This window comes from Formosa algae (genome assembly GCF_001439665.1).
Classification (GTDB): Bacteria; Bacteroidota; Bacteroidia; order Flavobacteriales; family Flavobacteriaceae; genus Formosa; species Formosa algae.
Map to the genome: position 1 here is coordinate 79,806 of NZ_LMAK01000015.1, position 13,944 is coordinate 93,749.

At 33.6% G+C, this 13,944-nt stretch carries 13 protein-coding genes; 10 read left to right on the plus strand and 3 right to left on the minus strand.

The genetic code is table 11. The annotated features are described in order from the left end of the window. Window positions 1-2: 2 nt before the first annotated feature. From AST99_RS06540 to AST99_RS06550, 3 genes are read right to left on the minus strand one after another with little or no spacing between them, the layout of a single operon-like run. Window positions 3-3,146 (minus strand): efflux RND transporter permease subunit, encoded by a 3,144-nt coding sequence (locus tag AST99_RS06540; RefSeq protein ID WP_057780430.1) that lies wholly within the window; start codon window positions 3,144-3,146, stop codon window positions 3-5. A 13-nt stretch (window positions 3,147-3,159) separates the two neighbouring features. Further along, on the minus strand, window positions 3,160-4,287 hold the full coding sequence (locus tag AST99_RS06545; RefSeq protein ID WP_198151417.1) for an efflux RND transporter periplasmic adaptor subunit: 1,128 nt from the start codon (window positions 4,285-4,287) through the stop codon (window positions 3,160-3,162). Window positions 4,288-4,310: 23 nt separating this feature from the next. Next, complete coding sequence (locus tag AST99_RS06550; protein ID WP_057780434.1) at window positions 4,311-4,811, minus strand: GbsR/MarR family transcriptional regulator; 501 nt, start codon at window positions 4,809-4,811, stop codon at window positions 4,311-4,313. A 417-nt stretch (window positions 4,812-5,228) separates the two neighbouring features. Between AST99_RS06550 and AST99_RS06555 the strand changes: the two genes are divergently transcribed. The 10 genes from AST99_RS06555 to AST99_RS06600 all read left to right on the plus strand — a co-directional run. Further along, window positions 5,229-6,272, plus strand: coding sequence for an aldose epimerase family protein (locus AST99_RS06555; protein WP_057780437.1), 1,044 nt, complete (start codon window positions 5,229-5,231; stop codon window positions 6,270-6,272). Window positions 6,273-6,373: 101 nt separating this feature from the next. Then, window positions 6,374-7,006: a Crp/Fnr family transcriptional regulator gene (locus AST99_RS06560; RefSeq protein WP_057780439.1), complete on the plus strand. Its 633-nt coding sequence runs from the start codon at window positions 6,374-6,376 to the stop codon at window positions 7,004-7,006. A 94-nt stretch (window positions 7,007-7,100) separates the two neighbouring features. Then, on the plus strand, window positions 7,101-7,901 hold the full coding sequence (locus tag AST99_RS06565) for a sulfite exporter TauE/SafE family protein (RefSeq protein WP_057780441.1): 801 nt from the start codon (window positions 7,101-7,103) through the stop codon (window positions 7,899-7,901). Window positions 7,902-7,957: 56 nt separating this feature from the next. After that, on the plus strand, window positions 7,958-9,370 hold the full coding sequence (locus AST99_RS06570) for an MBL fold metallo-hydrolase (protein WP_057780443.1): 1,413 nt from the start codon (window positions 7,958-7,960) through the stop codon (window positions 9,368-9,370). Window positions 9,371-9,453: 83 nt separating this feature from the next. After that, window positions 9,454-9,747: a thioredoxin gene (gene trxA / locus AST99_RS06575; protein WP_057780445.1), complete on the plus strand. Its 294-nt coding sequence runs from the start codon at window positions 9,454-9,456 to the stop codon at window positions 9,745-9,747. 278 nt (window positions 9,748-10,025) lie between these two features. Beyond that, window positions 10,026-10,244 carry a hypothetical protein gene (locus tag AST99_RS06580; RefSeq protein WP_057780447.1) on the plus strand — a complete coding sequence of 73 codons (219 nt, stop codon included), beginning with the start codon at window positions 10,026-10,028 and terminating at the stop codon, window positions 10,242-10,244. Window positions 10,245-10,252: 8 nt separating this feature from the next. Next, window positions 10,253-10,543: a hypothetical protein gene (locus AST99_RS06585; RefSeq protein WP_057780449.1), complete on the plus strand. Its 291-nt coding sequence runs from the start codon at window positions 10,253-10,255 to the stop codon at window positions 10,541-10,543. Then, the gene (gene mutL, locus AST99_RS06590; protein WP_057780451.1) at window positions 10,543-12,411 is read left to right on the plus strand and encodes a DNA mismatch repair endonuclease MutL; all 1,869 of its coding nucleotides are present in this window, start codon (window positions 10,543-10,545) and stop codon (window positions 12,409-12,411) included. Before AST99_RS06585 ends, mutL begins: the two co-directional genes overlap by 1 nt. 21 nt (window positions 12,412-12,432) lie before the next feature. Then, the gene (locus tag AST99_RS06595; RefSeq protein ID WP_057780453.1) at window positions 12,433-13,191 is read left to right on the plus strand and encodes a rhomboid family intramembrane serine protease; all 759 of its coding nucleotides are present in this window, start codon (window positions 12,433-12,435) and stop codon (window positions 13,189-13,191) included. A 3-nt stretch (window positions 13,192-13,194) separates the two neighbouring features. Then, the coding region (locus AST99_RS06600; RefSeq protein ID WP_057780456.1) for a rhomboid family intramembrane serine protease at window positions 13,195-13,944 on the plus strand (750 nt) is incomplete at its 3' end.

Below are 13,944 nucleotides of genomic sequence, written 5' to 3' on the forward strand. Positions count from 1 at the left end.
GATTATTGTTCTAAATTTTGTTCGATTACAACTGGTTTTTTAGATATTTTTTCTTGTAACCATTGGAATAAAATAAATAAGATAGGTATAATAAATACTCCTAAAATAGTTCCTATAAGTAATCCTCCAACAGCACCAGTACCAATAGATTTATTACCTTCCGATCCTACACCTTTTGCTAATACTAAAGGCATTAAACCTAAGATAAATGCGAAAGAAGTCATTAAAATTGGTCGTAAACGGGATTTTGCACCGTCTATAGCTGCTTCAACTATACTTTCTCCATGGTGTCGTTTTTGTAATGCAATCTCAACAATAAGGATGGCGTTCTTCGCTAACAGTCCAATAAGCATAATTAGTGAAATTTGGAAATAGATGTTGTTTTCCAATCCTAAAAACTTGGTACTAATGTAAGCTCCAAATACTCCAAATGGTAAAGATAGAATTACAGCAAATGGCAGTAAATAACTTTCGTATTGTGCACTTAATAAGAAGTACACAAATAAGATACTTAAAATGAAAATAAATGTAGTTTGGCTACCAGCATTTACTTCTTCTCGAGTTAATCCAGAATACGCAATTGTATAATTACTTGGTAGTTTTGCAACCTCTTCTTCAATAACTCTAATGGCGTCTCCAGTACTATACCCTTCGTTTGTTGCTCCGGTTATACTTGTAGAGTTTAATAAGTTAAATCGTGTTACAGATTGTGGACCGTAAACTCTTTCTAATTTTACAAATTGTGTAATGGGTGTCATTTCGCCAGTATCTGTTCTAACATACATGCTATTTAAAGCATCTACATTTGCTCTGTCTTCTGGCAGCGCTTGAATATATACTCTAAATTGTTTTCCGAATTTAGAAAAATCTGAAGCATAAATTCCACCAATATATCCTTGTAAAGTTGAAAAAATACTAGAAACATCAACTCCTTTTTCTTTAGCTAATGGCACATTCACTTCCATTTCGTATTGCGGATAACTTGTGTTAAAAGCAGATTGCGCATATTGAATTTCCGGATGACTCATTAAAGCCATTGCAAAATCTTGATTGGCTTTATCTAAATCTGTGAATTCGCCTCCAAACTTATCTAATAAGTTCACTTCAAAACCGGCAGAGTTACCAAAACCGCGTATACTAGGAGGAGAGAAGAAAATAATTTTAGCTTCAGGAACTCCGGCAGCAATACCAAATAATTTCCCGGTAATGGCTTGCGAAGAAAGCGATTCGTCTTCACGTTCACTCCAGTCGTCTAACTTAATAATTCCCATTCCGTAGTTAGATCCAGTACCATTTATTAAACTTCGACCTTTAATAAAATTGACACCAACAATACCATCTAAACCTTCAATTTGAGCATATAGCTTTTTCGCTACAGCATCTGTACGGTCTAAAGATGCACCAGCAGGTAATTCAATATTTGCGAAAATAATACCTCTATCTTCATTAGGTACAAAACCTGTAGGGGTTGTTTTTGCTGCATAAAATATCCCTGCAACAGCTAAAGCTAAAAGCAATACTGGAACCCATTTTTTTCTAAATAAAAATTGAAGTGAATTCCCATATTTTTCTGTTGTAGCATTAAATCCTCTGTTAAAAAGCGTGTAAAAACGTTGCACCGGACTTTTACCTTTAAGCTCATGATCGTCTTTATGTTCTTTTAATAATAACGCACATAAAGCAGGACTTAAGGTTAAGGCATTTACTGCCGAAATTAAAATGGAAATAATTAAGGTTACCCCAAATTGTTCGTAGAATACACCTGTAGGCCCTGTAACAAAAGTAACTGGTATAAATACTGCAGCCATAACCAATGTAATAGATATAATGGCTCCAGAAATTTCATTCATGGCAACTAAGGTTGCTTTTTTCGGATTCTTTTCTCCATGATCCATCTTAGCGTGAACGGCTTCTACAACCACAATGGCATCATCGACCACAATACCAATGGCGAGGACGAGTGCAAATAAAGTTAAGAGGTTAATAGAGTATCCAAAAACATTCAAGAAGAAAAATGTTCCAATAATAGATACCGGTACTGCAATGGCCGGTATTAAAGTTGATCGGAAATCTTGAAGGAAAATAAATACAACTATAAATACCAATATAAAGGCTTCAATTAAAGTGTGAATTACTTTTTCTATAGAGGCGTTTAAGAATAAACTCGTATCATAAGGCACAAAAATACCTAATCCTTCTGGCAGGTCTTTTTCTACAGTTTCTAAAGTGGTTTTAATGTTTTCAATAATTTCTTGAGCATTAGAACCTTTGGTTTGAAAAATACCCATAAAAACGGCAGGGTTTCCTAAACTCATGGCATTCGCGGCATAAGATTGTGCGTCTAATTCAATAGTCGCAACATCTTTCAATCTTAAAAACTGTCCGTTTCCTAAAGCTTTTATAACAATATCGCTGTATTGACTTTCGTCTTTAAAACGTCCACTATAGGTTAAAGTATAAGAAAAAGATTCTCCGTTATTCTGACCTAAAGAACCCGCTGCTGCTTCTAAGTTTTGTTCTGCTAAAGCGGCAGAAATATCTGAAGGAATTAAACCGTAAGCGGCTAATTTTTCTGGTTTCAACCAAATACGCATCGCATAATCTTGTTGTGAAAATACACTAACATCTCCAACACCACTAATACGTTGCATGGCGGGAATGACGTTAATTTTTAAATAATTCTGAATAAACGTTGCATCGTAATCATCACTCTCAGAATACATGGAAATAAACATCAAAGCACTTGTTTCTTGCTTTTGAGTAATTACACCGGTTTGTATAACTTCTTGAGGTAATAATGCTGAAGCTCTTGCTACACGGTTTTGAACGTTTACGGCAGCAATATCTGCATCCATTTCTTGATCAAAGTATACGGTGATTTCTGCTGTTCCTGTATTTGATGCTGTAGAGGTAATGTATGTCATTCCTTCTACACCGTTAATTTGCTCTTCTATAGGAATAATAACACTCTCTAATACCGTTTCGGCATTTGCACCAGTATAAGATGCAGTAACTTTAATTGTAGGCGGAGCAATATCGGGATATTCTTCTATCGGTAGGCTAGTAATACTAATAACTCCTAGTAAAACTATAATGATAGAAATAACCGTTGAAAGTACGGGTCTTTCAATAAATGTTTTTAACATATTTTATGAATTATTAGTTTCTAAATAAGGTTTCAATAGGCTTAGTAACCTCGCTAAAAGGAACTTCGTTTGGTGTGATTACCATATCGTTTCTCACTTTACCAATTCCAGCTGTAATAATTTTATCGTTGGCATTTACACCAGATTCTATAACGTATAAACCATTTACAGTCGCTTTAATTTCAATAATAGTATTAACGGCTTTATTATCTTCTCCTAATTTAAAAAGCATAATTTTTCCTTGTTGCTCGTAAGTGGCTTCTTGAGGCACAACAATAGCATCTTCGTATACTGTTGGAATTTGTATTTTTCCGCTACTACCGTTTGTAATTAAATGGTTAGGATTTTCAAATACAGCTCTAAGGCTTACTGTACCCGTATTTTGATTTATTTGTCCAGAACTGGTTTGTATTTTTCCTTTTTCAGAGTACATAGAACCATTAGCTAAAATTAAATTTACATCTGGGTATTTTGTTAACTTTTCTTCTAGAGTCTTACCTTCAGCATGTTCTAAAAAGTCTAAATATTGCGTTTCATTTAAACTAAAAAAAGCATATACTTTACTAATATCACTAACAGTTGTTAAGGGTGTAGGATCGCTCGGGCTAATTAAAGACCCTTCTCTAAAATTAATAGCACCTACAAAACCGTCTACCTGACTTTTAATAGTAGCATAGCCAATGTTTGCGTTTATAGCACTATAACTTGCTTTGGCTTGAGCTAAATTTGCTTTAGCAGTTTCTAATTGTACATTACTTATAATACCTTTTTCTACTAGCGGTATTAACTTATCTACTTCTACTTGAGCAACATTAACACGTGCTTTGGCAGCTCCAGCATCTTGACTTAAAGATTGTGTTTCTAACTTAAATAAAGGCTGTCCTTTTTTTACTGGCTCACCTTCATCTACCAAAACTTTTTGTATGTAACCACTAACTTTAGCGCTCACTTTACTGCTTACGATACCAGATATACTAGTAGGAAAAGTTTGAAACGCAGTAACCGTCTTATTCTGTAATACGGTTACAGGAAAAGTTGGGGCTTGTTGTTGCTGCGGTTGTTCTGTTTTGTTATCTCCACAACTTATAAAAGTTATCGCTATAAAAAACAGCGATATCAGCATGTAATGTTTATTTTTCATATTACTTTTTTTGATTAAGATTTCTATTTATTGTACTGTATTTGTTCTATTTTTTCTTTTAATTTTAAAACCGACTTTGTCACTTCGTCTAAAAAGGTGATGTAATTGTTATGGAATTCTAAGCTGAATTTTTCAGTGTCTTCAACAATCAATTCATTGGCTTTCTTTTTATACGATTTCATCTCTTTGTGCAATGCTTTTTCAGAAGACCAATTGACCACCATCTTTTCCATATGTGTTAAAATATGGCAAGCGCTTACAATGTAATATTTCTTTCTGTCGCCTTGTTTTGTGAAATATTCTAGTTGCTTTAAATCGACTAAATGATTTAAATGTGTTGAGATTGTACTTTTACTAGCACATAAGTTTGTTACTAAATCATCGAAGGTTGTTCCGCATTTTCCATTCAAAACCACATAAGAAATAATACGACTAGCTACAGGAGGTAGCTGATCTCGGTTTTCTATAATAACTCCTAATTTTTCTACGAGTTTTTCTTTTTCCTCAAGAAGTTCTTTCTTCATTATGTATTATAAATTTTTGTAAATATAGTGTTGGTTCGGAATTTACCGAACCAAAAGAAGTTAAAGTAATGTTAAATGAGATACACCTGATTTTAGTTAGTTTTTTGGTAAAATATAGTGGTTAACTAGTTTTTAATCAATACGTTGATTTTGGACGTGTATGATTGTCTTAAAGCGTTAAAAAAAACATTAAATAGCAAAAATAAAACTGAATTGTTAAAAAATACGTCTACCTCAAAGCAGTTGTCTGAAATTTAGTGTACAAAGTGTGGTGTTTTTTAATTGGAATGTTTCAAGAAATTGCACGATAAAAAGCGTCCGTTTTGCTGCTGTTTTTAGTATTTTTATACACCTAAATTTAAGTGTTATTTGGAGTGTAATATCTCATGACACAACGACTTTAAAATAGGATAAATTATGAATCAAGCATTAATTACTCAATCTGTTTACGGAACAACTCCAGAAGGAGAACAAGTAGATCTTTATACGCTTAAAAATGAAAATGGTATGCAAGTAGATATCATTACGTTTGGAGGAATTATCACTGCTCTAAAAGTGCCAAATAGAGATCAGCAGTTTGAAAATGTAGTGCTAGGTTATAAAACCCTAGAGCCTTATTTAACAAATCCAACATTTTTAGGAGCCATTATCGGGCGATATGGAAATCGTATTGCAAACGGTAAATTTTCGCTTCAAGGAGAAGAATTTACTTTAGCAACCAATAACGGTCCCAATTGTTTGCATGGCGGAAACAAAGGATTTGATAAGGTAATATGGAAAGCAGAACCAATAAAACAACACGATAATATCGCTTTAAAACTTACATATGTTAGTAAAGATATGGAAGAAGGGTTTCCTGGTAATTTAAATGTGACTGTGGTTTATACATTAACTTTTGATAATGCATTAATGGTGAGTTATGAAGCTACTACAGATAAAACCACCTTGGTTAATTTAACACAGCATTCGTATTTTAATTTATCTGCTAATTTATCTAAACCTATTACAGATCAAACTGTAATGATTAATGCAGACGCTTATCTTCCAGTAGATAAAGATGCCATTCCAATCGGAACAATTACTCCTGTTACAGATACCCCATTTGATTTTACAACACCAAAAAGAGTAGGGGAAGAGATAGATGCTGAGCATGAACAAATAAAAAAAGGGTCGGGTTACGACCATTGTTGGGTTTTAAACCATCAAAATGATGGCGTGCATTTAGCGGCCTCTGTTTTCGATCCCTCAAGCGGTAGGTTTATGGAAGTTTTTACAGACGAGCCAGGTATTCAGTTTTATACCGCAAACTTTCTAGATAAACCCTATGCACCACGTGTGGCTTTATGTTTAGAAACTCAACATTATCCGGATTCACCTAATAAAGAAGCTTTTCCATCAACCGTACTAAATCCAGGAGACATTTATAAATCACATACTACGTTTAAGTTTTCTACAAAATAATTCTGAAGTATACGTTTTAGTGCATTTTCATTAAGATTCTATGTTGTAATCAAATTAGAATTGTTTGGTTATTGTTATCTTTAAAATCTTATTTGATGTTTATGATTGAAGAATTAAAAATGCATTATGGGTATTTGTTTGAAGATGAGTTGCTTCAAGAGATAAATCAATGCGGACTCTTTAAAGCTGTACCGGAAGGATATACGCTTATGGATATTGGTCAGACCATTTCGCATATGCCACTTTTAATTAGCGGAGCACTTAAAATATTGAGAGAAGATGAGCAAGGAGACGAGCTGCTGCTGTATTTTATAGAGCAAGGAGATACCTGTACTATGAGTATTTCTTGTTGTATGGGAAATTCTAAAAGCGAAATAAGAGCTATTGCCGAAACTGCTGCCACATTAATAATGGTTCCTGTAGAAAAAATGGGAGAATGGATGGGGAAGTATAAAAGTTGGCAAAATTTTATTCTTCAAAGTTACCATGAACGTACTGTTGAGTTATTAGAATCTATAGATACGATTGCTTTTCTTAAAATGGATGAGCGTTTGCTTAAATATTTAAAGGATAAGGCTATGGTAAATCATAACGACATGATTGCTGTAACGCATCAAGATATTGCTCAAGATTTACATACCTCTAGAGTGGTGATTTCTAGATTACTTAAAAAGCTAGAAAACGATGGTCGCTTAAAGCTTTATCGTAATCAAATTCATTTATTAGATTTATAGTGTTTAAGTAGTAAATCTCATCTTTTATTTCTTAGTGTAACTTTGGTTACTTGTAATGCTTTAGCTTAGTTTTACATTTGCCCAAAGTTTATTTATGGATATTTCTCAAATCATCGGTTTTATTGGCGCATTAATTGTCGGTTTAGTTTTAGGACTTACCGGGGGTGGAGGTTCCATTCTAACGGTTCCCATTTTAGTATATTTACTGATGTTGAATCCGGTAACAGCTACAGCATATTCTTTATTTATTGTAGGGGTTTCATCTAGTTTTGGAGCCTTTAAAAATTTTCAAAAAGGATTAGTCGACTTAAAGATCGCAGCGGTATTTGCTATTCCGGCGTTTACCATGGTGTATATTACTCGTAAATTTATTATCCCAGCAATCCCAGATGCTATTTTCTCTATTGGGAGTTTTGTTGTTACCAAAGACATTTTTATAATGGTTATGTTTGCTGTAATGATGGTAATTGCGTCTTTAACGATGTTGAAACCTAAGAAAGACGACAGCAAAGAACATGCTCATAGTAAGTTAAGTAATCTTTTAATATTCAATCAGGCCATCGTTATCGGGTTTTTTACTGGTATTGTTGGAGCTGGCGGCGGATTTATAATTATTCCAGCCTTAATAATATTAGGGAATTTATCCATGAAAAAAGCAGTAGGGACATCCTTGTTTATTATTGCTGTGAATTCGTTAATTGGATTTATTGGAGATATAGGTAATATAGAAATAGATTGGGTATTCTTACTCAGTTTTACAGCAGTTGCAGTTGTAGGTATTTTTCTTGGTAGTTATTTTTCTAATTTTATTTCAGGAAAAAAACTTAAAAAAGGGTTTGGTTGGTTTGTCTTAATTATGGGGGTTTACATCATAATTAAGGAGTTAATAATGTAACAAGTGTTACTCAGAGATTTTAAAAACAGTAGTATTTTTATATAAAGAAATAGATTATGAAAGTAGATCAGATATATACAGGATGTTTAGCACAAGGTGCTTATTATATAGAAAGTAAAGGTGAAGTTGCAATTATAGATCCGTTACGCGAGGTAGAACCTTATGTTAAAAAAGCAGAGAAAGAAGGTGCCAAAATAAAATACATTTTTGAAACTCATTTTCATGCAGATTTTGTCAGTGGTCATGTGACTTTATCTCAAAAAACAGGAGCACCAATTGTATATGGCCCAACCGCAAATCCTACTTTCGATGCTATTATAGCAACAGATGGTCAGGAATTTAAATTAGGCGATGTGGTGATTAAAATACTACATACACCTGGGCATACTATGGAAAGTACAACCTTTCTATTAAAAGATGAAACCGGTAAAGATTATGCCATTTTTAGTGGCGATACATTGTTTTTAGGCGATGTTGGACGTCCAGATTTAGCTCAAAAAAGCGATATTACTCAAGACGATTTAGCAGGTTTTTTATACGACAGTTTACGAACTAAAATTATGCCTTTAGCTAATGATGTTATTGTGTATCCTGGACACGGTGCAGGTTCTGCTTGCGGAAAAAATATGATGAAAGAAACGGTAGATACCTTAGGGAATCAGAAACACATGAATTATGCTCTGCGAGAAGACATGACAAAATCTGAGTTCATAAAAGAAGTAACCGATGGTTTAGCTCCACCACCACAATATTTTCCTTTAAATGTAAAAATGAATAAGGAAGGTTATGATAATATTGATATGGTTATTGAAAAAGGAACTAAAGCATTAAATCCAGATGCGTTTGAAACCATAGCAAATACAGTTGAAGCTTTAGTTTTAGATGTGCGCCATCAAGACGATTTTATTAAAGGACATATTCCACGTTCTATATTTATAGGCTTACAAGGTGGTTTTGCTCCATGGGTTGGTGCTTTAATTAAAGATGTTAAACAACCTATTTTATTGGTTACAGATCCAGGTATGGAAGAAGAAACTGTAATCCGTTTGTCGCGTGTAGGTTTCGATAATACGTTAGGATATTTAGAAGGTGGTTTTGAGGCTTGGAAAACTGCAGGTAAGGAATACGATACCATTTCGTCTATTACAGCAGAGACGTTTAAAACACGATTAGAATCAGAGACGTTAAATGTTTTCGATGTAAGAAAAGATTCAGAGTATACTGCAGAACATATAGAAAATGCGAAGAATGCATCTTTAGAATTTATTAACGACTATTTGTCTGAGATTCCAAAAGATACTCCATTTTATGTGCATTGTGCAGGTGGATACAGATCTGTAATAGCCGCTTCTATATTAAAAAGCCGTGGCTATCACAATTTAATAGATGTTGCTGGTGGTATGAAAGCAATTCGTGAAGCGGGAATTCCGTTAACAGATTTTGTTTGCCCATCTACATTAAAAAAATAGTGTCTTTTAATACCTCTCAATATATTTTAATTACTGTTTTTACCTCATGTTTTAACAGTACTAATTTTTAAAAAAGGATAATTATGAGTCGATTTTCAGAACTAATTAAACAGGACAAACCTGTTTTAGTCGATTTTTTTGCAGAATGGTGTGGGCCTTGTAAAGCTATGGCTCCCATTTTAAAAGATGTGAAAGATAGTTTAGGCGAGTCGGTTTCAATATTAAAAATTGATGTCGATAAAAACCAAGAGCTAGCCTCAAAATTAAATGTTAGAGGCGTACCAACTTTAATTTTATATAAGTCAGGAAAACAAATATGGAGACAATCTGGTGTTGTTCAGAAATCAGATTTACTAAACATTATAAGTGGTAGTTAACCTTGTGTAGTTAATTACCTAGAATTGGTTAATAGCAATAAAAGCGTCCTTTTTAGGACGCTTTTAGATTTTAAAATAGTGGCTTATGTCGCTATTTTTATTAAATTTTAAATTATCTTATTTTATAAAATTCATATTAAAAAGACTAAGGTTGTCTTGTAAAATGATAAATTTATAGTGATTTGACTACTTTTGTTAACATTTTTTTGGAAACCGAATTCGCCTTTGTTCCCAATTTTAAGTACCTTTGATGTTTAACAAAGACTAGTTTTTAAATAGTGAATTTATTTAATCAGTGTAAAAATAAATCGTTTAATTATAAGCCTAAGTTTCAGCAGGAAAATGAAACAAAGCCTAACGAAATGTCGTCTAAATGGGACGAACTTAAGCAAACGAGAAAACACCAAAGCAATAAAGGGTTCCGTCTCTCTGGATGGATTGTTATCTTTATTCTGGTTATTATTTTATGGTATGTATTAAGTAATTATGAATTGTAGCAAGAATTATGGGGATTTTTAAGACCAGAAAAAATAAAAAGTTTTCGTACTCACCTCGACATTTTAAAAATGAAGGTGAAGGGAGTCCGTTTGAAATGAAACATAAGTTCGACGATTATAGAAAAACCGTAGGACCAACAGGCGGCATTAAATCTAAATTTCAGAATGCCTTCGGAGAATTAAAAGAATCTCCAGACCGAGAAGCCAATAGACGGATACTAATTATTGTTGCTATATTAATTCTAATTTTTCTATTTATTATAGAATTCGATTTATCCATATTCCTTCCAAATTCATAATGGCAGATATTATTCAACTTTTACCAGACCATGTTGCAAATCAAATTGCAGCTGGTGAGGTAGTACAACGCCCAGCTTCTGTAGTTAAAGAACTTTTAGAAAATGCCATAGATGCTAAAGCAGAAACCATAAAACTATTGGTTAAAGATGCAGGGAAAACCTTAGTGCAAGTTATTGATGATGGCGTAGGGATGAGCGTTACAGATGCACGTTTAAGTTTTGAACGTCACGCGACTTCTAAAATCCGCTCTGCTGAAGATTTATTTCAGTTAAATACTAAAGGATTCCGTGGTGAAGCCTTGGCAAGTATTGCGGCAATTGCTCATGTAGAATTAAAAACAAAGCAAGAGCAAGATGAGGTTGGTACAGCAATTACGATTGAAGGGAGTGAAGTTGTTGCTCAGGATATAATTGTAACACCAACAGGAACCTCAATAGCCGTTAAGCATTTGTTTTTTAATATTCCTGCCAGACGTAATTTTTTAAAATCGAATACGGTTGAAACCCGACATATTATAGATGAATTTCAGCGTGTTGCTTTGGCACACCCAAGTATAAGTTTTGTAATGTATCACAACGGTTCTGAAGTTTTTAATTTACCACAAAGTAATTACAGACAACGTATTGTAAATATTTTTGGGCCAAAAACCAATGAAAAATTGGTCCCTGTAAATGAAGATACCGATGTGCTTAAAATTTCAGGATTTGTTGGGAAACCTGAATATGCGAAGAAATCTAGAGGAGAACAGTTTTTCTTTGTCAATCATAGATTTATAAAAAGTGCGTATCTCAATCATGCCATTACAGCTGCTTTTGAAGGATTAATTAAAGACGGGACACATGCGAGTTACTTTCTAAATTTAGAAGTTAACCCGCAAACTATAGATATTAATATACATCCTACAAAAACAGAAATAAAGTTTGATGATGAGCATACGTTATACGCCATTTTAAGAGCCTCTGTTAAACATAGTTTAGGACAATTTAATATTGCTCCAGTTTTAGATTTTGATCGTGATGCGAATTTAGATACACCTTACGATTATTCAAATAAATCGGCTTCAACACCAACTATAGAAGTCGACAGGTCGTTTAATCCATTTGATACCGAAAAGCAGTCTACGCCGCCTTCAAAAACATATTCAAGTTCATATTCTGGACGTAAAGAAACTCCAACAGCAGGTTGGGAAAGTTTATATGTAGGAATGGAATCTAAGGGCACAAAATCGGCTAACGATTTCAGTGAAATGCAATTTGAAAGTGTAGAAAGTACCGCATCTATGTTTGACGATTCGCAGTTGTCTTCTAAACAATCCTCGTATCAGCTTCAAAATAAATATGTATTAAGTGCTATAAAATCTGGGATGTTAGTTATCGATCAGCATCGTGCACACCAACGCATTCTTTATGAAGAATTTTTAGAATATATTACAGGAAAAAATACCGTTAGTCAGCAGTTATTATTCCCATTACAAATACAGCTATCTAAACAAGAACATGATATTGTTTTAAATTTAAAAAGTGATTTAGAACATGCGGGTTTTGTATTTCAGAATTTTGAGAATCAAATGGTCGAAATTATCGGATTGCCAATTAATGTTCCTGAAAGCGAAGTAAGTATTATATTAGAGCAATTAATTAGCGATGTGGAACACGAGGTGCCGGATGCAAATTTTAGTGCTGCAGATTTATTAGCAAAATCATTATCTAAAAGTTTAGCTATAAAATCAGGGCAATCACTTACTCAAACAGAGCAAGATCATTTGGTTAATAGTTTGTTTGCTTGTAAGGATCCAAATGTGTCGCCAACTAATAGACCTACATTTATCACCATGACGGTTGATGAATTAGATAAAAAATTTATGTAATTTCATAGAAATAAAGATATGATGAATAGAATTTCTGATACTGTAAAACACCTTATAATCATAAATGTTATTATGTTTATAGGGACCATGATTGTTGGAGGAGGTACAGTATTTTACGATTGGTTCGCTTTACATTTTCCTAAAAATGATGCTTTTCAGCCTTGGCAAATATTTACACATATGTTTATGCATGGTGGCTTTATGCACATTGGGTTTAATATGTTAGCCCTTTGGATGTTTGGAACGCCAGTAGAACAGCAATTTGGAGGTAAAAAATTCTTGTTCTTCTATTTATCATCAGGTTTAGGAGCCGCACTTTTAATGTTGGGATACTATTATTATCAATATGCTAGCGGAATGTCTGCTTTAGAAGGTGCTGGATTTTCTAGCTCAGAAACTTTAGAAACCTTACGTTCTGGATATGCCATGTACGATACACGATGGTCGCAAGTATTAGATGGAGATCAATTAGGAAAATTTGTAAGTGTATTTAACGGGACTATGGTTGGTGCTTCTGGTGCCATCATGGGTGTTTTAGTCGCATTTGGTATGTTATATCCAGAATCTAAATTGATGATGATATTTTTACCTATTCCTATAAAAGCTAAATATTTTATACCAGGAATTATTGCCTTGGATTTAATTTCGGCAATTACAGGACAATCCTTCTTTAGCCCGAATAATACAGCTTATGTAGCACACGTTGGAGGTGCATTAACAGGCTTTTTAATTATGTGGTATTGGAAAAAAACACAGTTCAATAAAAACCGATGGGATTAATATATGAATACCCTAAATCAAGATATTAAACAAAAATTAACGCATTTAAATGTGTTAGAAAAGATAATAGCAGTTAACGTTGTTGTCTTTTTTATTGGATTTATTTTACAAGCCTTAACGTCTACTTTGCCTAATGATGTAAGTTTAAAATGGTTTGAATTATCTAGTAACTTATCAGAATTATTAGTCACACCATGGTCGTTTATTACATATGCATTTGTGCATTACGATTTTATACACATGCTTTTTAATATGTTGTGGTTGTATTTTATTGGGCAATGGTTTTTAAATATGTTCAGTAAAAAACTAGCGATTAACATTTACTTCTTAGGTGCTATTGCAGGTGCCATCGTTTTTCTTTTGGGTTATAATGTGTTACCTGATGTGTTTCATACTGGCGGACGATTAGTAGGGGCTTCGGCAGCTGTTCGTGCCTTGTTAATCTTTATGTGTGCTTATATGCCACAAATGGATTTGCGATTTTTTATGTTTAATATAAAACTCTGGATTGTAGGTGCAGCAATAGTTACTTTAGATGTTATAGGTCTAGGAGGTTCTAATGCCGGAGGAAACCTTGCACATATTGGTGGTGCTGCTTTAGGATTGCTTTATGCATGGCAATACAAGCAGGGAAAAGATATAGGGAAAGGCTTTGAAGGTCTTGCAGATACTGTTACTGCTTGGTTTTCAAAAACTAAAAAATCGCCTCTTAAAACAGTGCATAAGCGTACGAACAAAGATATGGCGGGCTTT